We start from the raw sequence: 21,865 nt of genomic DNA on the forward strand, positions 1-21,865 counted from the left end.
TGCGGCTCAGTCGCCGTCGGCGCTGCGCAGCGGCCGCCGCGCCAGCCACCACTCCTGCACGACCCAGCACAGCAGTCCGGCCACCGCGCCGGCTGCGTGCGCGGCGCGCACCACGCCGAACCCCCATGACGGGTCAAAGATCACCGGCGCCAGCCACGATTGCTCCAGCCACACCTTGGCCAGCACGCCCAGGCACAGCAGTACGCCGAGCACGCGCGACAACCCGGGCGCGCGCAACAGGCTGAGCCCGCCCCACAGCGCCAGCCCGTGCAAGGCGCCGGACAAGCCGCCATACCAGCCGACCGATGGCACGCGCAGCAGCGCGGCCTGCACGGCAAGGCCGCACGCCAGCAACACCAGCAGCATGGCGCGCGCCCGCGCCGCACGCCCGGCCAGCGCCAGCAGCCCCGCGGCCGCAAGTGCGTTGGCCAGCCAGTGCATCGCGCCCAGGTGCACCCACATGGCGGTGGCCAGCCGCCACCACTGGCCGTCGAGCCGTACTGCATCGCGCAGATAGAGGCCGTGGGCGTGCCACCACGGCAGGAAGGTGAAGCAGGCCGACAGCGCCCACACCAGCGCGCTCGCCGCCAGCAGCCCCGGCCACGAGGCACCGGCGGGACGGCCCGGGGCCGCCGCGGCGGGCGTGGCCTTCGTGGCCATGGTGGCCTCAGTCCTCACCGAACACGGCCTGCCACAGCGTGCGCACCTGCGCCCTCTGTCCGGCGACCGATTCCGCCGCCAAGCGCGCGTGCGCCTGGCCGTCGAGCCGCAACTGGTGCTGGCGCGCGCGGAACAGCCGGTAGGCGTCGCCCACCGCCACGGCCAGCGCGGCATCGATCAGCCCGAGCGCGCCGGCCTCGCGCAGCAGCGCGATATTGCCCGCGTTGCGCGTCAGCTGCGGATGCGCGCGGCTGTGCAGCAGCACCAGGTACTGCACCGTGAACTCGATGTCGACCATGCCGCCGCGGTCGTGCTTGAGGTCGAACAGGCTGGTGGGATTGGGATGGCCCTCGGCCACCTTGCGGCGCATCTGCACGATCTCGCCGCGCAGCACCGCGGCATCGCGCTCCTGGCGCAGCACCTCGTCGCGCAGCGCCTCGAAGCGCTCGCCGATGGCCGCATCGCCGGCACAGAAGCGCGCGCGCGTGAGCGCCTGGTGTTCCCAGACCCATGCGGTGTTGTCGCCCTCGCGCAGCTGGTAGCGGCGGAAGGCGTCGAAGCCGGTGACCAGCAGGCCGGCCGCGCCGTTGGGGCGCAGCCGCGTATCGACGTCGAACAGCGCACCCGCCGCGGTATGGCTGGTGAGCCAGGTGATCAGCCGGCGCGCGAAGGCGGCGTAGACATCGGGCGCCCTCTCGTGCTCGTCGTCATACAGGAAGATGATATCGAGGTCCGAGGCATAGCCCAGCTCCTTGCCGCCGAGCCGGCCGTAGGCGATCACCGCGAAGCGCGGCGTGTCGCAATGGCGCGTGGCGAGCTGGCGCCACACCGTCTGCAGCGTGGCATCGAGCATGGCGTCGGCCAGGTCCGACAGCCGGTCGGCCACCTGTTCCACCGTCAGCATGCCCTGCAGGTCTTGCAGCAGTACGCGGAAGGTCTCGGCGTGGTGCTCGCGGCGCAGGATGTCCATCTGGTGCTCGACCTGCCCTTCGGCGGCCAGCAGCCGCTCGTGCAGGCGCTTGCGGAACGCGGCCCAGTCGGGCGCGCCGGCCAGCGCATCGCTGTCGAGGAGTTCGTCGAGCAGTTGCGGATGGCGCGTCAGGTAGGCCGCGGCCCAGCGCGAGGCATGCAGCGTCTGCGCAACGCGGTCCATCGCCTGCGGGTACTCGGACAGCAGCGACAGGTAGGAGGCGCGCCGGCTGATGGCCTCGAGAAAGTCGATAAAGCGCGCGATGGTGCTGTCGGCGTCGTCCTGGCGCGCGGCCAGGTCGAGCGCGCGGTTCACCAGCTGGTCGAAGCGGGCGCGGCTGGACTCGGACAGCGCACGGTAGCGCAGCGACGACGCGATCGCGCGCAACCGGTCGAACAGGCCGGTGCAGTCGGTGAAGCCGGCCGCCTGCAGGCGCCGGCACGGCGTGGCATCGTCGCACGCATCCTCCCCGCCCTGCGCCGGCGCGGCGGCGTCCTGCTGGTTGTCCTGCGCGCGCGCGGCGTTGTCGTCGAGCACGATGTCGGGCCACAGCGCCTCGCAGGGCGCGGCGTCGGGGTCGGAGAAGGTCGCCTCGAACTGCTGCGCCACCGGCTCCTGCAGCGCCGCCAGCCGCGCCAGCAGTTCGTTCCAGCTGGCACAGCCCATCATCCGCGCCACCGCCAGCCGCTCGTCTTCCGAGGTCGGCAGGTGATGGGTCTGGGCGTCGTCGCGGTACTGCAGGCGGTGCTCCAGCTGGCGCAGGAAGCGGTAGGCGTCGCCCAGCTGTCCGGCCTGGCCGGCGGGCAGCAGGCCGCGCTCGACCGCCACCCCCAGCACTTCCAGCGTGGGCCGCACGCGCAGCGCGGGATCCTGGCCGCCGCGGATCAGTTGGAACACCTGCGCCATGAATTCGATCTCGCGGATACCGCCGCGGCCGAGCTTGATATTGAACGAGCGCTGGCTGCCGATATTCATGCCGTGGCCCGCCAGCCCGCCGCTGCGCTTGGCGGCCTCGCTGCGGATCTGCGCATGCAGCGAGCGGATCGCCGCGATCACGCCGTAGTCCAAGTAGCGCCGGAACACGAACGGCGTGGTCAGGCGCGCCAGCAGGCCGGCGGTGCGCTGCGCGTGCGGCGTGCCGAGCGCCGACACCACGCGGCCCTTGATCCAGGCGTAGCGCTCCCACTCGCGCCCCTGCACCACCAGGTATTCCTCCAGCATGCCGAGGCTGCACGCCAGGGGGCCGGCGTCGCCATTGGGCCGCAGCCGCATGTCGACGCGGAACACGTAGCCATCGGCGGTCACCTCGGCAAGCAGGTTGATCAGGCGGCGGCCGAGGCGGATAAAATACTCATGGTTGGACAGGCTGCGCGTGCCGCCCTGCGTGTCGCCGTCTTCGTCATACAGGAAGATCAGGTCGATGTCGGACGAGACATTGAGCTCGCGCCCGCCGAGCTTGCCCATGCCGACCACCACCAGCTCCTGCACCTCGCCGCTCTGCTCGCCGACCGGGCGCCCGAAGGTAGTGGCGAGATCGGCGCCGAGCACCGCCAGGCCATGCTGGATCGCCAGTTCGGCCAGGTCGGTCATGGCGCCGGTGATTTCGCCCAGCGCGGCCAGGCCGCGCAGGTCGCGCTCGATCACCGCGCACATGACTTCGGCGCGCAGCCGGCGCAAGGTGCGCTTGGTGGCTTCCTCGGCATCGGCCGAAGGTTCGTGCAGCGCCTGCAGCCGCGCCTCCATCCACGCGCGCGTAAGCGGCTGCCCGGCCGCCGCCGCGATCACCGCGGGCAGTTCGGGGCGGGCCAGCAGCACACGCCGCGCGTAGTGCGAATACGCTGCCGAGTACAATACGTGGCCGCCACAGCCGGCCGCCTGCAGACCCTGCGGCAAGGCCTGCGCCGCAGTGACGGCAAAGGCGCCGGCGGTCATGGTCCCGGGGCCTTCGCCGGGGGCAAGCGCCGCCGCCGGATCCGCCAGGTAAGCCGGTCCCGGTGTGGCGCCCGCGCCATGTTGGTCGGAGGGATCGCCAGCGGCGGAACTCGTCGGGTCAGAGACAGTCATTCCAGTAATTTGAAATGCGAGAAAAGGTGCGGCCGGTACCGGCGGCAAAGCGGGCGAACCCGGGTCATGCCGCATCGGTTCACGCCGCGCGCGGTGCGCGCATTCTTGTTGTAGCCGGCCGGGCACCAGATTGGAGAGCGGCTAGTATTGTCGGATAATCTGCGCATGTCCAGCCGCGCCCCACAACCCGCTGACGGTGCTCCCCCCAATGGCGGCGCGGGCGGGCATATGGCCGCCGCTACGCTGCCGGCTCCGGCCAACGACACCGTCAAAAGCTCCGCTACCAGTTCCGCCAACAAATCCGCTGACAACGCCGCGAACAACCCCGCTTCGCCACCACCCGCTCATTCCTTGGCTGCTACAGGTATCGATTCCCCTGCCCTGACGCGCCCCGCGTCGGGCCTTGCGCGGCTGCGCGGCCTCGCCGGCGCCGGTGCGCGCGCGGTCGTTCGCATGGTGCGCCACCCGTTCTGGCGCGGCCTGGGACGCGCGCTGGTACGGCTGGCGCTGGTGCTGGGCGTGCTGGCGCTGGTGGCGGGCCTGCTGATCCGCTTCGTGCTATGGCCGCAGGCATCGGCCGCGCGCGAATGGCTGGAGGAACGCGGCTCGCTCGCGCTGTCGGCACAGGTCACCATCGGCGCGCTCGATACCTACTGGGACGGCTGGCACCCCGCCTTCCGCGCCCGCGACCTGCGCGCCGTGGACAATGGCAAGCGCGTGCTGCTTGCGACCGCCACGCTAGACGGCAAGCTGTCGTGGCGCTCGCTGTTCAGCATGGGCCTGCAGTTCGTCAGCCTGGGCGCCACCGGCACCGACATCCTGGTGCGCCGCACGCCCGAGGGCAAGCTGCTGGTCGGCGGCATGCAGGTCGATGCCACCGGCGGCCAGCAGGAAGACGACCGCTTCCTGGGCTGGCTGATGTCGCAGGGCCGCGTGTCGCTGTCCGACGGCAGGCTGCGCTGGCTCGACGAGAAGGCAGGCCTGCCGCAGCTCGATATCGGCGAAATCCTCCTCGACACCCGCCGCGACGGCTCGCGCCATACCGTGACGCTGGAAGCGCGCTCGCCGGCGCTGGGCCCGCGCCCGCTGGTGGTCAAGTCCACCTTCAGCAACGATTACCTGCACAGCGCCGGCAACTGGCGCTACTGGAGCGGCCAGGCCAGCTGGGACGTGGCCCAGCTGGAATTGCCGGTGCTGCAGCGCTACCTGGCCATGTTCGAGGGCGTGGCCAGCGGCACCTTCAGCACCGACGGCAGCATCGAATTCCGCCAGGGCCGCATCGTGCGCAGCCAGACCCGTCTGCGCGCCAGCAGCGTCGACCTGCAGCTGGCCGGCGCCGCCGCCCCGCTGCGGCTGGCCAATGCGCAGGCCTTTTTGCTGCACCGGACCGAACGCGACGGCAGCAACCTGCTCACCGTCGACACGCTGCTGTGGCAGCCGCAGCCGCAGCCTGCCAGCGGCCAGGCGGCTCCGGCCGACGCCAGCTGGCGCGAAGGCATGCGCAAGGTCGAGCTCGGCTGGGCTTATGCCAAGGACGGCAACCTGCGCAAGTTCACGCTGAAGGCGCCCACGCTGGACCTGAACACGGTGCGCGCGCTGGCCAGCTCGATGCCGCTGGAGACCGCGGTGCTGCGCCGGCTGCGCGCGCTGCAGCCGGCCGGGCACATCGACAACCTCAACGTCAGCTGGAGCCGCGAGCGCGCGGGCATGCTCGACCGCAGCGGTGGCAAGCCCCACTACAGCCTGCAGGGCACGCTGCGCGACGTCTCGGTCAACGGCCAGGCGGCCGTGCCGGCCCTGGATACCAAGGGCCGTCCGCGGCTGGGCACGCCCGGTTTCTCGCACCTGTCGGGCACGTTCTCGTTCGACGACCAGCAAGGCAGTGCGCGCTTCGAAGGCAATAACGCATCGCTGGTGATGCCCGGGCTGTTCGAGGAGCCGCGCGTGCCGTTCGACCAGATCGGCGGCGACGTGCGCTGGCACCATGCCGGCGGCAAGCTGGTGGTGACGCTGGACGGCATCCGCTTTGCCAACGCGGATGCGGCGGGCTCGGTGCGCGGCACCTGGCGCGCCGGTGGCGACGGCACCTCCGGCATCGCCGACCTGAGCGGCGAGATGACCCGCGCCCAGGTCGCGCGCGTGCCGCGCTACCTGCCGCAGACCATCCCGGCGGGCACGCGGCACTACCTCGCGGGCGCGCTGATGAGCGGCGACGCGGCCGGCGTCAGCTTCGTGCTCAGGGGCGACCTGGAGCATTTCCCGTTCCACGCGCCGTTCGAGAAGGCGGGCGAGTTCCGCGTCGACGTGCCGATCGAGCGCGTCAGCTACCAGATTGCACCGCACGAGACTGGCGCGGGGGGCGCGCCGCTGTGGCCGGTGTTCACCGACATCGCCGGACAGGTCACATTTGACCGCGGCGGCATGACCTTCCTGGCACGGCGCGCCTCGGTGCACGACATCCCGGGCGTGGTGCTGCAGGACGTCAACGGCCGCATCGACGACCTCAGCGAGCATGGCCGCCTCGCCATCGACGGCGGTGCCAGCGGGCCGGTGCAGGGCTTCCTGCGCTATATCGCCGCCTCGCCGGTGCGCGAATGGACCGCGCGCGTGGCCGACGCGGCACGCGCGCATGGCAACGGCGAACTCAGGCTCAGGCTCGACATGCCGCTGGAGCACGCCAACGCGGCCAAGGTGGAGGGCCGTTTCCGCTTCCCCGGCAACGACGTGGTGCTCAGCCCGCAGCTGCCGGCATTCGGCAATGCCAGCGGCGACATCACGTTCAACGAGCACGGGTTCGGGCTGGAGAACCTGCGCGCGCGCTTCCTGGGCGGCGAAGTCAAGCTCGGCGGCGGCACCCAGCCGGAAGGGGGCACGCGCGTCACCGCGAGCGGCACCGTCTCGGCCGCGGGCCTGCGCGAGGCCGCGGCAGGCTCGGCACTGGCGCCGCTGGCGGCCAGGCTGGAAGGCAGCACCGGCTACAACACCGTGATCGCGATGCGCGAACAGGAGCTGCAGGTGCAGTTGAATTCATCGCTCAACGGCATGGCGATCGGATTGCCGGCACCGCTGGCCAAGGCGGCGGCGCACGACCTGCCGCTGCGCGTCGAGCTGCGCCCCGCGCCCGGCCGCGCCGGCATCGACGAACTGGCGCTGCAGCTGGGCAACGCCCTCAACGCACGCTACCTGTTGCGCCGCGACCAGAACGGCGGCAATGGCATCGAAGTCGTCGCCGGTGGCATTGGCGTGCAACAGGCGGCGCCCGCGCCGATGGCCGGCGTCAGCGCCGCGGCGACCTTCGACCGGCTCGACATAGACGCCTGGCGCGCGGCCTTTGCCGGAACGGCCTCCACGGGCGACGGCGGGCGCCCCTCGCCCTTCCTGCCCGGGCGCATTGCGCTGCGCGCCGGCACGCTCCATGGCATGGGCCGCACGCTCGACGACGTCGCGCTCGACGCCACGCGCGAGCGCGACGGCTGGAATGCCAGGATCGAATCGCGCCAGATCGCCGGCGCAGTGCAGTGGCAGCCGGCCGCCGGTACCGCTGGCGCCAATGCCACGGGCGCGCTGCAATTGCGACTGTCGCGCCTGAACGTGCCCGACCCCAGCGACGAGCAGAACGTGGTCGACGCCCTCGCCAGCAGCATCGACGAACTGCCCGCCATCGACCTGGTCGCCGAGCAGTTCATGCTGCGCGGCCACGACTTCGGCAAGCTGGAGGTCAAGGCGCATACCGGCACCAGCGGCACCGACCCGGTCTGGACCCTGGACAAGCTAAGGATCGAACAGCCCGATGCCACGCTGACCGGCCACGGCAGCTGGCGCGTGCCGCGCCGGCTGCGCGCCGACGGCAGTACCGAGCGCCGCACCCTGCTGTCGTTCGTCATCGACATCGGCGACGCCGGCGCCACGCTCGACCGCCTGGGGCTGCCGCACACGCTGCGCGACGGCAAGGGCAAGCTGGAAGGCCGCGTGGCCTGGCGCGGCTCGCCGCTGTCGATCGACTACCCGACGTTGTCCGGCAAGCTGTCGCTCGACCTGGAGAATGGCCAGATCCTGAGCGTCGAACCGGGCGCGGCGCGGCTGCTGGGCGTGCTCAGCCTGCAGGGGCTGCTGCGCTTTGCCACGCTGGACTTCCGCAGCCTGTCGGGGCGCGGACTGCTGTTCGACCGCATTTCGGGCTCTGGCACGATCGAGAACGGGGTCGGCACCATCCAGGATTTCGAACTCAAGAGCCCGCAGATCATCGCCAGCATGAGCGGCACCGCCAACCTGCTGCGCGAGACCCAGGACCTGCGCGTGGAGGTGGTGCCGCGCATCAATGCCACCTCGACCTCGGTGGCGGCGGCCTTTATCAACCCGGTGCTGGGCATCGGCACGCTCGCCGCGCAACTGCTGTTTGCCGACGAGTTCTCCAAGGTATTCACCCAGCACTACCGCATCACCGGCAGCTGGGCCAACCCGCAGATCGGCAAAGTGGAGGAGAATGATATGCAAGCCCCCCGCTTCCAGAACCGCGCCGAGCCCGCGCTCCCGCACTGAAGCCGCTGCCGTCCGAGAGAACTCAAGAGAGTCCAAAGAGGAAACCAACGCCCATGACCGCCCCCGCCCCGTTCCGCGTGGCCGCCGTGCAGACCGTTACCGGCACTTCGCTCGATGCCAACCTCGCGCGCGCCGAGGCGCTGATCGCCGAGGCCGCAGCCGGCGGCGCGCAGCTGGTGCTGCTGCCCGAATACTTCTGCATGATGGGCCGCTCCGAAGCGGACAAGGTGGCGGTGCGCGAGCACGACGGCGATGGCCCGGTCCAGCAGTTCCTGGCCGGCGCCGCGCGCCACCATGGCATCTGGCTGGTGGGCGGCACGCTGCCGATGTGGTGCGACGACCCGGAGCGCGTGTACAACACCTCGCTCGCCTTCGACCCGCGCGGCGAACGCGTGGCGCGGTACGACAAGATCCACCTGTTCGGCTTCACGCGCGGAGCCGAAAGCTATGACGAATCGCGCACCATCCTGGCCGGCCGCACCCCGGTCAGCTTCGATGCACCGTGCGGCCGCGTGGCCATGTCGGTGTGCTACGACCTGCGCTTTCCCGAGCTGTACCGCGGGCTGGCGTCCGGCGCGGGCACCAGCCTGATCCTGATGCCGGCCGCCTTCACCTACACCACCGGCCAGGCGCACTGGGAAATCCTGCTGCGCGCACGGGCCATTGAAAACCAGTGCTATGTGCTGGCCGCCGCACAGGGTGGCAAGCATGAGAACGGCCGCCGCACCTGGGGCCATTCGATGCTGGTCGACCCGTGGGGTGAAGTGCTGGCCATGCTGCCCGAAGGCGAAGGCGTGGTGGCCGGCACCATCGACCCCGCGCGGCTCGAAGAGGTCCGGCAAAACCTGCCGGCATTGCGTCACCGGGTGCTGTAGCATGTACGCAACCGCGGGGCCGCATGTGATCGCGCATTTGATCTCATCCGGCACCCGCACCAGGTATTTCATGCCACCGGCAATTCCATGGCTTGCCGGGGCGGCAAACAGAAGAAAGGACATCTCATGAACGCCGGCGATCTCGGAATCCGCAACCTGGCCACCGCGCAGCAACTGCTGCTGGCGCCATACGGCCTGGACGAGGCCAAGCTGCAGCGCGTGCTGGCCGATATCTTCACGCACAAGGTCGACTACGCCGACCTGTACTTCCAGTACACCCGCAACGAGGCCTGGAGCCTGGAAGAAGGCATCGTCAAGTCGGGCAGCTTCAGCATCGACCAGGGCGTGGGCGTGCGCGCCGTGTCGGGCGACAAGACCGCCTTTGCCTATTCGGACGACATCAGCCTGGCCGCGCTGTCGCAGGCGGCTGCCGCCACGCGCACCATCGGCCGCGCCGGCAACGGCCGCGTCAAGGTGGCGGGTGAACTGGCCTCGCACGCGGGCCGCAACCTGTACGCGCCCAACGACCCGCTCGATTCGATGACCGCCGCCGAAAAGGTGGCGCTGCTCGAGCGCATCGAACGCATGGCGCGCGCCAAGGACCCGCGCGTGGTGCAGGTGATGGCAGGCCTGGCCGGCGAGTACGACGTGGTGCTGGTGGCGCGCAGCGACGGCGTGATCGCCGCCGACGTGCGCCCGCTGGTGCGCGTGTCGGTGACAGTGATCGCCGAACAGGGCGGGCGCCGCGAGATCGGCTCGTCGGGCGGCGGCGGCCGCTATGCCTATGGCTATTTCACTGACGACCTGCTGCAGAAGTACGTGGAGGAAGCCGTGTCGTCGGCGCTGGTCAACCTTGACGCCCGCCCCGCCCCGGCCGGTGCCATGACCGTCGTGCTGGGCCCGGGCTGGCCCGGCGTGCTGCTGCATGAGGCGGTCGGCCATGGCCTGGAAGGCGACTTCAACCGCAAGGGCTCGTCGGCATTTTCCGGCCGCATGGGCGAACGCGTCGCGGCCAAGGGCGTGACGGTGGTTGACGACGGCACGCTGGCCAACCGCCGCGGCTCGCTCAACCTGGACGACGAAGGCAACCCGACCCAGTGCACCACGCTGATCGAGGACGGCATCCTGCGCTGCTATATGCAGGACACGCTCAACGCGCGCCTGATGAAGATGCCGGTCACCGGCAACGCGCGCCGCGAAAGCTATGCCGCGCTGCCGATGCCGCGCATGACCAACACCTACATGCTCAACGGCGACAGGGACCCGCAGGAAATCATCGCCAGCGTCAAGAAGGGCTTGTATGCGGTCAACTTCGGCGGAGGCCAGGTCGATATCACCAACGGCAAGTTCGTGTTCTCGGCGAGCGAGGCGTACATGATCGAGGATGGCAAGATCACGTACCCGGTCAAGGGCGCGACGCTGGTCGGCAACGGCCCCGAATCGCTGAAAGACGTGACCATGATCGGCAACGACATGCGCCTGGATTCCGGCGTTGGCGTCTGCGGCAAGGAAGGCCAGAGCGTGCCGGTGGGCGTGGGCCAGCCGACGCTGCGGATCGAAAATATGACGGTGGGCGGCACGGCCTGACGCCGCATCGCCACAACGAAACGGGACCCGCGGGTCCCGTTTTTCATGGTGTGTCGGGGGTGAACGGCCGCGCCTCGTACACCAGGTTGAACGGCGTCTGCGCCGCCCTGCGGAAGCTGCCGAAGCCGGCCTGCTCGGCCACGCCGCGCATGCGCGCCTCGCCTGCCTGCGCCCCCAGGCACAGCCCCACTTCCTGCGAGCGCGACGCCGGCGTGCAGATGAACGTGGAGGCGGAATAGAACACGCGCCCGACGGGATTGAGGTTGTCTTCCAGCTTGTCGTTGGCGAACGGTTCGACGATCATCCATGCGCCGTCCGGCCGCAGCGTCTCGCGCACGTGCCGTGCCGCGCCCACGGGGTCGCCCATGTCGTGCAGGCAGTCGAACACCGCCACCAGGTCGTAGTCCTTGCCGGCGTAGTCCTTGGCGCTGGCCACTTCGAAGCGCACGCGGTCGCCCACACCGGCGCGCCGCGCGGCCTCGGTGGCATGGCGTACCGAAGGCTCGTGGTAGTCAAAGCCGACAAAACGCGAGGCCGGATAGGCCTGCGCCAGGATGATGGTCGACGCGCCATGGCCGCAACCCACATCGGCCACGCTGGCCCCGCGCCTGAGCCGCGCCTCGATGCCGTCGAGCGCGGGGATCCATTCCGAGACCAGGTGCGCGGAATAGCCCGGCCGGAAAAAGCGCTCGGTGCCGTGGAACAGCGCCGGGTCGTGTTCATGCCAGCCCAGCCCGCGCCCGTTGCGGAAGATGTCGATCATCTTCGGGATAGCGCGGAACTGCGCCACCGCTATCTGGAACGCGCCTGGAATGAACGCCGTGCTGCCCTCTTGCGCCAGTGCAAAGGCCTGCTCTTCGTTCAGGCTGAATTCCGCGCTGTCGGGATCGTAGTCGACGTAGCCGCTGGCGGCCTGGGCCGACAGCCATTCGCGCAGGTAACGCACGTCGGTACGGGTTTTTTGCGCCAGCATATCGGCGGTCATCGGCTTTTCCGCCATGGCCTTGTACAGGCCCAGTTCATCGCCGACCACCACGGTGGCGGCGTGCATCACCGCGCCGATATCGTGGACGAACTTCTCCATGAAGGCATTCAGCCTCGCCTCGTCGACGCTCATGATGCACCTCCCCGTGCGCTCCCTCCCGTTCAATATAGGCGGCGGCCTCAGGCGATACAGCAGGAAGCGGCGCGCCACGACAGCTACCGTGCGGTGCCGCACGCGGCGCCGCGGACACTTGCCAACCCCGGCAAAAGGCGCTATAAAGATGCTTCGTCGCGCCGCAGGCAACCAAGGCACGCCGAACAATTGTCGACCGGCGCGCAATTTTCTGCCTTTCTGCCACGCAGTGCAGCATGAATCCAGCGCCTATCCACAAAATCGAATCAAGCTGACCTCAGCCAACATCCTTTTCCGCCATGTCCGCTAAGTTTTACTTTTACTTCTTTAGCGATCTCACACCGCTGGCGGATAGGGAGGGACGGCTGTAAGCGCCCCGAATACAAAAAAAACCGCCAGCGACCCTGGCGGTTTTTTTATACCCCATTGCTTCCCCACTCTCACGACCTCACAAGATTCACGGAGCCATCATGCTGAAGAACACCGACGACCTGCGCATTCGCGAACTCAAGGAGCTGCTGCCGCCGGCGCACCTGATCCGCGAATTTGGCTGCTCAGAAGCGGCTTCGGACGTGATCTACGGCGCGCGCCAGGCCATGCACCGCATCCTGCATGGCATGGATGACCGGCTCATCGTCATCATCGGCCCGTGCTCGATCCACGATACCCGCGCCGCGCTGGAATACGCCAAGCTGCTCAAGGTGCAGCGCGACCGCTTCGCCAACGAGCTGGAAGTGGTGATGCGCGTCTACTTCGAGAAGCCGCGCACCACGGTGGGCTGGAAGGGCCTGATCAACGACCCGCACATGGACGGCAGCTTCAAGATCAACGACGGCCTGCGCACCGCGCGCGAGCTGCTGCTGAACATCAGCGAGCTGGGCGTGCCGACCGGCACCGAGTACCTCGACATGATCAGCCCGCAATATATCGCCGACCTGGTCAGCTGGGGCGCGATCGGCGCGCGCACCACCGAGTCGCAGGTGCACCGCGAGCTGGCCTCCGGACTGTCGTGCCCGGTGGGCTTCAAGAACGGCACCGACGGCAACGTCAAGATCGCGGTGGACGCGATCAAGGCCGCGTCGCAACCGCACCATTTCCTGTCGGTGACCAAGGGCGGCCACTCTGCGATCGTGTCGACCTCGGGCAACGAGGACTGCCACGTGATCCTGCGCGGCGGCAAGGCGCCCAACTACGATGCCGCCAGCGTGCAGGAAGCGTGCGACGCCATCGCCAAGGCCGGGCTGGCCTCGCGCCTGATGATCGACGCCTCGCATGCCAACAGCAGCAAGAAGCATGAGAACCAGATCCCCGTGTGCGAAGACATCGGCCGCCAGATCGCCGGCGGCGACCAGCGCATCATCGGCGTGATGGTCGAATCGCACCTGGTGGCGGGCCGCCAGGACCACGTGCAAGGCACGCCGGTGGAAAACCTGACCTACGGCCAGTCGGTCACCGATGCGTGCATCGGCTGGGATGAATCGGTCAAGGTGCTGGAAGGCCTGGCGGAGTCGGTGCGCCAGCGCCGCCTGGTGCCGGGCAGCGGCAACTGAGCCATCAGAGGCGCGCGCCTCGCATGACCGCCGGCTACATCCGGCTGTCGTGCATGGCGCCGCCGCCGAGGTCCGCCAGTTCCGGCGTCACCTCGGCGTAGCGCCGCAGCCTGCCGCCATGGCGGGCGATAAAGGCGCTGGCATCGCTCTCGGCGCGGAAGCTCGCCAGCGTCGGCCCCATCGATCCGTGGCGCCCGCTGCCGGCGACATACACGCCGGTGGTGGCATCGAACCAGTGGCCGCGCGGCCGTTCCCAGTCAGCCCGCGCCATGTCCTGCACGAACACCGCGCGCACCGGCCTGACCTGCTCGGGCCGCAGCAGTGCGTGGAACATTTCCACTGTGTCGCAAAACCACTGCGGGCGCGCGTCGCCGGCGTAGAAGATCTGCGCCTTGGGGCCGGGATAGTCGGCCAGCAGCATGCCATCCAGCACGCAGGCGGTGGCGGATTCGATTTCCTGCGGCTGCGCGGTGCCTTCCGGCTTCTTGCCGCAGGCGGCAACGAGGACCGTGGCGCCGGCCATGGCAAGCATCAGGTGGCGGCGGCGCAAAGAGGATGGGGAACACATCAGCGGAATCTCCTGGCAGCAAGGACCAGCGGCACGGCAATCCACGCCAGCAGCGCCGCGCCGGTGGGCCAGGGGCTGGCCAGCGCCGGCGGCACGATGCTGGCAACGCCGCCGGCGCTGCGCAACTGGTCGAGTGAAAAGGCATTGACGATGCGGAACAGGTCCGCGGGGTTCAGCAGCAGCAGCCACGCGATCCAATCGATGCCGGACCCGCTGGCGCCGCCCTCGCCCGCGCCGGCGACCAGCAGCCCGAGCAGCAGCAGGTCGAACACCAGCACGAAAAAGAACCACAGGCCGATCGCCAGGCCCGATGCCTGCGCGCGGTCGCGCGACAGCACCGACAGCCATAGCGCCAGGCTCAGGAACGCCAGGCCGAGCAGCCCGGCGCTGGCGACAAAGCCGAGGTAGTGGTACAGGCCGGCCCAGCCGAACTGGCGCGCCAGCAGTAGCGCCATCAAGGCAAAGCCGCCGGCGGTGGCAAGCAGCAATGCGGCGGCCAGCCCGAGGTACTTGCCGAGCAACAGCTCGCCGCGCGTCAGCGGCAACGACAGCAACAGGTCCAGCGAGCCGCGCTCGCGCTCGCCCACCACGGCATCGAAGCCGAGCAGCAGCGCGATCATCGGCACCAGGTAGATCACCAGGCTCGCCAGGCTGGTGATGACGAACTCCAGCGAACGCGGTCCGAGCACACCCTGCTCGGCGCCGCCGAAATAGCCGATCGCCACCGACAGCGCGGTGAAGACGACGGCCACGGCCAGCACCCAGCGGTTGCGCATGCGGTCGCGGAATTCCTTGGCGGCGATCGCTGCCACCTGCCTTGCATCGATGCGCGCGCTCATGCTTGCCCCCGCATGCCGAGGAACAGGTCTTCGAGCGAGGGCTCGCGGATCTGCAGGTCACGCAGGCGGCCCGCAAGCGGCTGCAATGCGGCGAGCATCGGCATCTTGGCGGCAACGGGACAGCGCACGGTCAGTTCATCCGGCCCTTCCTCCATCTCGTCCACCACTTCGATCATGCCGTACGCTTGCGTCCGCAGCAGGCGCAGCGCGTGCTCGCGCGCGCCCGGCTCGAGGCGCAACCGCAGTGTCAGCGGCAGCCCCGCCTGCGCGCGCAGCGCCTCCAGGCTGCCGGTGGCCTGCAAGCGGCCGCCGGCAAGAATGGCGAAGCGGTCGATGCGCTGCTGCAGCTCGGCCAGGATGTGCGAGGTGATGACGATGGTCACGCCGCGCTCGCGCAGCGCGTCGAGCATCCGGTAGAAGTCGCGGATTGCCGCCGGGTCCAGCCCGTTGGTCGGTTCGTCGAGAAACAGCACGCGCGGTGCGCCGAGCAGCGCCTGCGCGAAACCGAGCCGTTGGCGCATCCCTTTCGAATACTCGCGCACCGGCCGTGCGGCGGCGGCGGACAGGCCGACCTGGTCGAGCATCGGCGCGCAGGCATCCGCGTTCACGCCCTTCAGGCGCGCGAAGAAGCGCAGCGTTTCGAGCCCGCTCAGGTTGTCATACAGCACCAGATGCTCGGGCAGGTAGCCGATGCCGCGCCGCGCGGCGCGAAAGGCGCGGCTGCCCACGTCGGCACCGGCGACGCGCAAGGTGCCATGCGTGGGCGGCAACAGCCCCAGCATCATCCTGAACAGCGTGCTCTTGCCCGCGCCGTTATGCCCGATCAGCCCGATCAGTTCGCCCTGCCCCACGCTGAGGCTGACATCGTCCACGGCGCGCAGCGAGCCGAAGTGCCGGCTGACGCCGGTCAGCGCAATGGCATCCGTGATCATTTCAGTTGCCGGTCTGAGCATCCCAGTCCCTCCAGTTGGCGCGCACCGGGCGCATCCGCGGATAGGCATCGACCACGCCCGGCGCCCGGATCACCGGGAACTGCCGTGCCGCCAGCCGCAGCGCCTGCAGCGCCGGACTGCCCAGCAGCAGCGTCACCCCGGGGTAGTGCCAGCCGAGCCGGTCGACGAGGTCATTGGCCTGGTATGGCACGTCACCCACGCCATCGCCGTCGCGGTCCCAGCCCAGGTAGCCGCTCCAGTAGTTGCCCTGTCCGCGCCCGCCCCACGGCTCGTCGCGCGCGCCCACGTAGCGCACCGGCTCGCGGTTGCCGATGAAATCGTTGCCCTGCACCACGTTGCGCGTCGAGCCGGCCGACAGGTGCACGCCGATCGCATTGCCCAGCACCAGGTTGCCGCGCAGCGTCGCGTACTCGACGTCGTAGATAAAGAAGCCGCGCTGGTTGCCGGCGACTACATTGCCTTCGATCACCGAGTCCTGCAGCGTGCGCAGCATGATGCCGTGGTCGGCATTGCCCCAGGTGCGGTTGTTGCGCACGACCTGGTCGCGCACCTCCATCAGCGCCAGCCCGCCGCGGTTGCGGTAGCTGTCGTTGCCTTCCCACAGGTTGTGGTACGAGTTCATGTAATGGGTGCCGTAGCGGCTGTGGTGCAGCCGGTTGCCGCGAAAGATGGCGTGGTGCGAGACATCGACATAGAGTGCATCGCGCACGAAGCTGATGTTGTTGTCGAGGATGCGTGCGCCGCGCGTGTTGTAGAGCTGCACGCCGTTGCCGCGCTGCGCCGAGTTGTAGTCGCGCTTGCCGGTGATGGTGTTGCGTTCGATGCGGACATCGTCGGCCTTCTCGATCCACAGCCCGAACAGGTTGTAGGTCAGGTCGCAATGGCGCACCACGGCGCGGTGCGCGCCGGGGCGGATATAGATGCCGGCGTTCTGGTCCTTCAGGCTGTCGCCGGAGTCGCGCACGATCAGGCCTTCGACGGTCACGTCCGGCGCCGTGATGCGCAGCGTATCGCCGCGCAGCGCGCCGCCGAGCGTGGGCCGCGCGATGCCGCGCAGCACCAGCGGCTTGTCGATGACGAAGTTGCCGGTGTAGTGGCCGCGCGCGATCTCGATGGTGTCCCCCGCGCCGGCGGCATCGATCGCTGCCTGCAGCGACTGGCCGGGCTGCACGCGCCAGGTCGCGGCCTGCGCGCAGCTTATCCATAGGAGCACGATACCAGGCAGCAGCTTCATGCGGCCAGCATCCCCATCGCCTTCAGCGCCAGGAACAGCAACGCACCGACCAGCAGGTTCTTGAAGCCGACATAGCTAAGCATGTCCATCACAGTTGCGCGCCGGTAACGGCCGCGCCACCACGGGCCATCCTTGACATAGCGCTTGCCGGACAGGCGGATCAGAACTTCATAGAGGCTCCAGCCCAGCCACCAGCCGATCACCGCGCCGGCGCGCATCTGTCCGCTGGCCGCCAGTGCCCACGCAACGGTTGCGGCCAGCGCCACCGCGAGGCCCGCCAGCTGCAGTGCGGCAGCGGTGCGCCAGCCCTGCCCGCTCCATGGACACAAGTGGTCCCACAGCTCGGCGACCCAGCGCGCGACGCCGGCCGTTACCGCGTAGGGGGGCGCCACCGGGTCCGTCGGCATGCGCGGATCCGGGCCCGACGGCTGCGCCGCTTCAGCCGGCACCGGCACCAGCGGGATGAAATACCCGTTGCGTCCCACCGGCGTCAGCGGCAGCCCGTCGCGTTCGCGCCGCTTGCGCTCGCGCGCCAGCGGCGGGCAGCCGCGCGTATCGGTATAGAGCACCATGCAGTCGAGGCAATGCAGGCATTCGCGATGGTCGATGCGGCCATCGGCATCGATCGCCTGCGCGCCGCAGCCCACCGCGCATGCCTTGCAGTGGTTGCAGTCGGGCTTGCGCCGCAGGCCAAACCAGCGGAACGTGCTGGGCATTGCCAGTGCGGCGCCGAGCGGGCACAGGTACTTGCAGTAAGGCCGTTCAATGAACAGCGACAGTCCCAGCAGCGTGCAGGCGAACAGCCCGTAGGGCCACGCGCGGTTCGGGATGCCGACCAGGAAGGTCGTCTTGAACGGCTCGATCTCCGCCAGCATCTCGGCCAGCGCCATCGAAAACACCGACACCGCCAGCAGCCCGAAGAACACGCCGTACTTGACCCACTTGAGCCGGTCATGCCAGCGGCGCGGCAACTGCCGCTGCCATCGCTTCAGGCCCTGGAAACGGCCCAGCTTGTAGATCGCCTCGGACAGCGAGCCGAACGGGCACAGCCAGCCGCAGAACAGCCCGCGCCCGAACAGCAACACGGTGATGATAATGAAGATCCAGAAGCAGAAGATAAAGGGATCGCTGAGGAACAACGCCCAGTCCCAGCGCAGCAGCAGTGCATGGAACCACGTCAGCACCTGCGTGATCGATGGCTGCGCCATCGCGCCGAAGCCGACAAAGACAATGCTGAGCGCCCAGGCGGTGTATTTGAACGCATTGACCGGCCATTTGTTCTTGTGTGTAGCGCGCCGCGTCAGGCGGTCGCGCAGTGCGTAGACCAGCGTGACCGCGCCGAGCAGCGCGATGAACAGGCCAATTGCGGTGGCCTGCTTGCGCCAGACCTTGCGCCACGGCGCCTCGGGTTCGTCGAGCTGCGGCCGGCCGCCCTGCAGCATCGCTGCCGGCAGCCAGTATGGCGCATCGAAGCTGGCGAAGCTGCGCGTGCCGGTGGCGCGGTCGACGCGATTGCCGAGGAATGACAGCTTCCACGGATACGCCGCGGAAAACGCCGGCGACCGGATCACGAAGATCGCCGACTCCGTCACCGCCGGCGCGCCCTCCGCCGCGACGCCGTAGAGGTTGAGGTAGTCCAGGTCGCGGAAGGTGAACGCGTCGGCACCCTGGCGCACCTGCACGCGATCGTAGATGCCGCCGCGCACGAAGCCCGAGCCCTTGAACGATTCCGCCCCCCGGGTGCGGACCACGAAAATGGCGTGCTCGCCGGGCTTTAGCTGCGCGCGCAGCCCCTGCCAGCCGGCATCGCCCAGCACGCTGCGGCCGATGTCGGGATGATTGAGATCGCCAAACCACAGTTCGATAAAGGGCTCGCCGCTGCCGGGCAGCCCGACCTGCGCCGGCTGCACGAGCAGCCGCTGCACCAGTCCGCCGGCCACCAGTTGCTGCCAGCCATATTGTTTTCCGCTTTCGGCGAACCGCGCCGGTGCCCGCTTCGCCGGCGCCAGGATGCCGACCTGCCGCGCCACTGCCGCGCCCGACGTGGTCAGCACCTGGTTCTGCGCGATCACCGTCACGGTGGCGCCGGAAATCGCATCGACACCGACCACGCCTTCGTCCGGCCGCGACTGCCCGACCTCGATCTTGTCGGCAACCGATTTGCCGACGTACTGCTGGTTGAAATCGAGCAGCGCCGATTCCGGGATGCCCAGCAGCAGGATCGGCTCGGAATGCTTCAGCACCCTGACTCCGGTGTACTGCCCTCGCGTATCCATGCCGATCAGCGTCACCACCGGCTTGCCGGAATACGCTGGCGTATCGGTGATGTCGGTGGACAACATCACGTACCCGATCACCTCGCGCTTGCCGTCCGCGCCAGTGCGATAGCCTTCGACGTAGGGCGGTTGTCCCTTGCGCGGAGAGAAGCTGGTGGCGCCGGGCAGCACTTCGGTGCAGGACACCAGCGCGCACAGGTCCGCCGCGGTGGACAGTTCCGGCGGCAAGGCCGCCTCGTAAGCGCCGGCGTGCGCCGGCACGGCAAAGCCAAGCGCCAGCAGGCACACGGCGAAGCCCGCCGCAAGCCGTTCGAGAATTGCGTGGATCATGGGAATTGGGGGCAAGGGACGACCGGCGCAGCAGCGGGCACCGCGCCAGGTCATCCACGCATGCCGTCTCAGGCCTCGACGATCATGCGGCTGCGCATCTCAAGATGCAGCGCGTGGCAGAAGTGGGTGCAGTAGCACCAGAACACGCCCGGCTTGTCCGCGACAAAGGTTACCGACGCGGTCTCGAGCGGATTGACGATGAAGTTGATGTTGTATTTGGGGATGGCAAACCCGTGCGTCAGGTCTTCGATCTTGTCCAGGTTGGTCAGGATCAGCGTGACCTCGTCGCCCTTCTTCAACTTGATTTCGCGCAGCGAGAACACCGGCGCCTGCGACGTGATCTTCACCGTCACCTTCCTGCCGTTGCGGAACACGCCCGACTGCTGCGGATCCTTCACCGCCAGCGGGAAATCATCCAGCGCATAGACCTGCTTCGGCCGCAGCAACTCGCGACGGAAGATGATGAAATCGTGCGGCTCGCTGTGCACCGGGTGGTCCGCCAGCAGCACCATCTTGTCGCCCGAGATATCGATCAGCTGCTCGTTCTCGGCATGCAGCGGCCCCACCGGCAGGAAACGATCCTTGGAGAACTTGCAGCCCACTGCCAGGAACTTGCCGTCGGCGGCGACGGTTTCGGACTGGGAGGCGTTCAGGTGGCCGGGCTGGTACTGCACGTCGAGCCGGTCGACCACGTACTTGGCGTTCTTGTCGCCCTTGTGGAAGCGGATCGCCGCGTCGATATTCCACTTGACGATCTGGCTGTCGAGGAACAGCGTGGTGTAGGCATTGCCGCGCCCGTCGAAGGCGGTATGCAGCGGCCCCAGGCCCAGCTCGACCTCGGCGACGATGGCATCGTCGGGCGTCTCCAGCTTGCCGTCGAACCAGTCCAGCACCTTCGCCAGTTCGATCACGGTGCCGGTCGGCGACAGCTTGCCGGCGCAGATGAAGTACTTCTGGTCCGGGCTGGCATTGACGCCGTGCGGGTTCTTCGGCACCGAGACGTAGGTGGTCAGCGCGGTCTTCGGGTCGGCGTTGGCCGCGTGCGTGCCGTCGACCACCGGCACCTTCGAATCGCCGATGGTCTTGAATTTCCCATCCTTGATCGCAGCCTCGATGCGGGCGATGTTGAAGAACAGGCAGGCATCGCGCTCGGCCGACATCATGTCTTCATAGCGCGCGCCCATCTCGACGTTGTACTGGTTGGTGGCAGCCAGCTTGCCGTCGTACGAGGTTGCGACCAGGTCGCAATTGCCGTCGATCAGCACCTGCCAGCGCACCGCCATCGTCTCCGCATCGACACAGGTGAACAGCGAGCGGTACTTGCCGGCGTCCTCGGTCGGCGTATTGGGCAGCGGCAGGGCGAACTCCGCGCCGCAGAACACGCGCGTGGTGTAGTTGATGTTCGCGTCGACGGGGTCGCGCTTGTCCGGAAAAATGCCGTGGAAGCCCTGCACGTTGGGCAGGTCGGTGATCTTGTCGCAGACAAAGTAGTCGAGCCGGATGCGCGCCAGCCGCGCGTTGATCTTGTCGTTGATCCACGCGTAGCGGCCATCGTAGTTGCCGTCCTTGTAGGAGGCATGCACGTGGTGCGTGTCGCCGACGGTGTACAGCACGTTGCCATCGGGGCGCGTGCCCATCACGCGCTTGGATTCATTGGTGATGCCCCAGCCGGTCAGCGCGTCGGGCACGAAGCACGGGATGCGGTGCAGCTCGCGCCCCGAGGGCAGGCCCAGCACGCGCACGTCGCCCGCATGGCCGCCGCTCCACAGGCCGTAGTAAGTATCGAGCTCGCCCGGCTTCAGGTGCACCGACACGCCGGCAGGGGCGCCGCCATGTCCTGCCTGGGCAGCGCTTGCCGCGGTGGCCGCGGCGGGCGCGGCGCCCTTGTCCGTGCACGCCGCCACGCCGGCCAGCCCGGCCAGCGCCGCGGTATTGATAAAGCGCCTTCGTCCCGGTGCCGCCGGTGCATCGGTGTGTGCCAGTGGGTGTTGCGAATGCCTCGTCATCTTCGATCCTCGAACCGTCATTGCAATGGGCGGAGGGCTCCGCCTGCTCTCTTCGTTGTGTGGGTGGCCTGATGTTGCCGGTTACAGATAGTCGAAGCAGTTGGCGTGAACGAGGTTGACGGTCGTCATGGATATCTTAAATATTCATTTTTGATGCATGTTTTTTTGAAGACTGCCCGGAGAATGGCGACACCACAACGTCAACGACTAACGCGGCATGCGCCGCCCACCCTGTCATGCGCGCCAAGACCCTGCCGGCAACGCTGTCTTCCTCCTCTCGCATCGACGCCATGCGGC

Annotated in this window: 13 protein-coding genes; 4 read left to right on the plus strand and 9 right to left on the minus strand. The window is 68.6% G+C overall.

The genetic code is table 11. The features are described from left to right. Positions 1-6: 6 nt before the first annotated feature. Positions 7-660, minus strand: a complete 654-nt coding sequence (rrtA, locus tag IPF36_RS12675) for a rhombosortase (RefSeq protein WP_133097687.1) — start codon at positions 658-660, stop codon at positions 7-9. Between the two features lie 7 nt (positions 661-667). Then, a complete protein-coding gene (gene glnE / locus IPF36_RS12680; protein ID WP_135704919.1) occupies positions 668-3,694 on the minus strand; it encodes a bifunctional [glutamate--ammonia ligase]-adenylyl-L-tyrosine phosphorylase/[glutamate--ammonia-ligase] adenylyltransferase in 3,027 nt (1,008 codons plus the stop codon). Positions 3,695-4,147: 453 nt separating this feature from the next. Here glnE and IPF36_RS12685 point away from each other — a divergent pair, with 453 nt between their 5' ends. From IPF36_RS12685 to tldD, 3 genes are all read left to right on the plus strand, one after another. Next, entirely contained in the window at positions 4,148-8,233 is a 4,086-nt protein-coding gene (locus tag IPF36_RS12685; protein WP_195428316.1) for a YhdP family protein, read from the plus strand. Positions 8,234-8,286: 53 nt separating this feature from the next. Continuing rightward, positions 8,287-9,108 (plus strand): carbon-nitrogen hydrolase family protein, encoded by an 822-nt coding sequence (locus tag IPF36_RS12690; protein ID WP_195428082.1) that lies wholly within the window; start codon positions 8,287-8,289, stop codon positions 9,106-9,108. 126 nt (positions 9,109-9,234) lie between these two features. Beyond that, a complete protein-coding gene (gene tldD, locus IPF36_RS12695) occupies positions 9,235-10,695 on the plus strand; it encodes a metalloprotease TldD (RefSeq protein WP_135704917.1) in 1,461 nt (486 codons plus the stop codon). 43 nt (positions 10,696-10,738) lie between these two features. Here the strand turns inward: tldD and IPF36_RS12700 are convergent, their stop codons facing one another. Then, positions 10,739-11,812 carry a class I SAM-dependent methyltransferase gene (locus IPF36_RS12700; RefSeq protein ID WP_195428083.1) on the minus strand — a complete coding sequence of 358 codons (1,074 nt, stop codon included), beginning with the start codon at positions 11,810-11,812 and terminating at the stop codon, positions 10,739-10,741. Between the two features lie 467 nt (positions 11,813-12,279). On the opposite strand from IPF36_RS12700, the gene aroG reads away from it, so the two are divergent. Continuing rightward, a complete protein-coding gene (gene aroG, locus IPF36_RS12705) occupies positions 12,280-13,362 on the plus strand; it encodes a 3-deoxy-7-phosphoheptulonate synthase AroG (RefSeq protein WP_133097683.1) in 1,083 nt (360 codons plus the stop codon). A gap of 34 nt (positions 13,363-13,396) precedes the next feature. Here aroG and IPF36_RS12710 read toward each other — a convergent pair whose 3' ends face one another. The 6 genes from IPF36_RS12710 to nosZ form a co-directional block, all read right to left on the minus strand. Continuing rightward, complete coding sequence (locus IPF36_RS12710) at positions 13,397-13,930, minus strand: nitrous oxide reductase accessory protein NosL (RefSeq protein ID WP_133097682.1); 534 nt, start codon at positions 13,928-13,930, stop codon at positions 13,397-13,399. Continuing rightward, the gene (locus IPF36_RS12715; protein WP_195428084.1) at positions 13,930-14,769 is read right to left on the minus strand and encodes an ABC transporter permease; all 840 of its coding nucleotides are present in this window, start codon (positions 14,767-14,769) and stop codon (positions 13,930-13,932) included. The genes IPF36_RS12710 and IPF36_RS12715 overlap by 1 nt, the downstream gene beginning before the upstream one ends. Continuing rightward, positions 14,766-15,701 carry an ABC transporter ATP-binding protein gene (locus IPF36_RS12720; protein WP_195428085.1) on the minus strand — a complete coding sequence of 312 codons (936 nt, stop codon included), beginning with the start codon at positions 15,699-15,701 and terminating at the stop codon, positions 14,766-14,768. The genes IPF36_RS12715 and IPF36_RS12720 overlap by 4 nt, the downstream gene beginning before the upstream one ends. A gap of 1 nt (position 15,702) precedes the next feature. Then, on the minus strand, positions 15,703-16,956 hold the full coding sequence (locus tag IPF36_RS12725) for a nitrous oxide reductase family maturation protein NosD (protein ID WP_195428086.1): 1,254 nt from the start codon (positions 16,954-16,956) through the stop codon (positions 15,703-15,705). Continuing rightward, positions 16,953-19,562 (minus strand): NosR/NirI family protein, encoded by a 2,610-nt coding sequence (locus tag IPF36_RS12730; RefSeq protein ID WP_195428088.1) that lies wholly within the window; start codon positions 19,560-19,562, stop codon positions 16,953-16,955. Before IPF36_RS12730 ends, IPF36_RS12725 begins: the two co-directional genes overlap by 4 nt. A 68-nt stretch (positions 19,563-19,630) precedes the next feature. Further along, entirely contained in the window at positions 19,631-21,568 is a 1,938-nt protein-coding gene (nosZ, locus tag IPF36_RS12735) for a TAT-dependent nitrous-oxide reductase (protein ID WP_195428090.1), read from the minus strand. Between the last annotated feature and the right edge of the window lie 297 nt (positions 21,569-21,865).

It is taken from the genome of Cupriavidus sp. IK-TO18 (genome assembly GCF_015549295.1).
Classification (GTDB): Bacteria; Pseudomonadota; Gammaproteobacteria; order Burkholderiales; family Burkholderiaceae; genus Cupriavidus; species Cupriavidus oxalaticus_A.

Coding starts and splice junctions, on each gene's coding strand:
- rrtA (WP_133097687.1), bottom strand. CDS start 660: ATGGCCACGAAGGCCACGCCCGCCGCGGCGGCCCCGGGCCGTCCCGCC.
- glnE (WP_135704919.1), bottom strand. CDS start 3,694: ATGACTGTCTCTGACCCGACGAGTTCCGCCGCTGGCGATCCCTCCGAC.
- IPF36_RS12685 (WP_195428316.1), top strand. CDS start 4,148: ATGGTGCGCCACCCGTTCTGGCGCGGCCTGGGACGCGCGCTGGTACGG.
- IPF36_RS12690 (WP_195428082.1), top strand. CDS start 8,287: ATGACCGCCCCCGCCCCGTTCCGCGTGGCCGCCGTGCAGACCGTTACC.
- tldD (WP_135704917.1), top strand. CDS start 9,235: ATGAACGCCGGCGATCTCGGAATCCGCAACCTGGCCACCGCGCAGCAA.
- IPF36_RS12700 (WP_195428083.1), bottom strand. CDS start 11,812: ATGAGCGTCGACGAGGCGAGGCTGAATGCCTTCATGGAGAAGTTCGTC.
- IPF36_RS12710 (WP_133097682.1), bottom strand. CDS start 13,930: ATGTGTTCCCCATCCTCTTTGCGCCGCCGCCACCTGATGCTTGCCATG.
- IPF36_RS12715 (WP_195428084.1), bottom strand. CDS start 14,769: ATGAGCGCGCGCATCGATGCAAGGCAGGTGGCAGCGATCGCCGCCAAG.
- IPF36_RS12720 (WP_195428085.1), bottom strand. CDS start 15,701: ATGATCACGGATGCCATTGCGCTGACCGGCGTCAGCCGGCACTTCGGC.
- IPF36_RS12725 (WP_195428086.1), bottom strand. CDS start 16,956: ATGAAGCTGCTGCCTGGTATCGTGCTCCTATGGATAAGCTGCGCGCAG.
- IPF36_RS12730 (WP_195428088.1), bottom strand. CDS start 19,562: ATGATCCACGCAATTCTCGAACGGCTTGCGGCGGGCTTCGCCGTGTGC.
- nosZ (WP_195428090.1), bottom strand. CDS start 21,568: ATGACGAGGCATTCGCAACACCCACTGGCACACACCGATGCACCGGCG.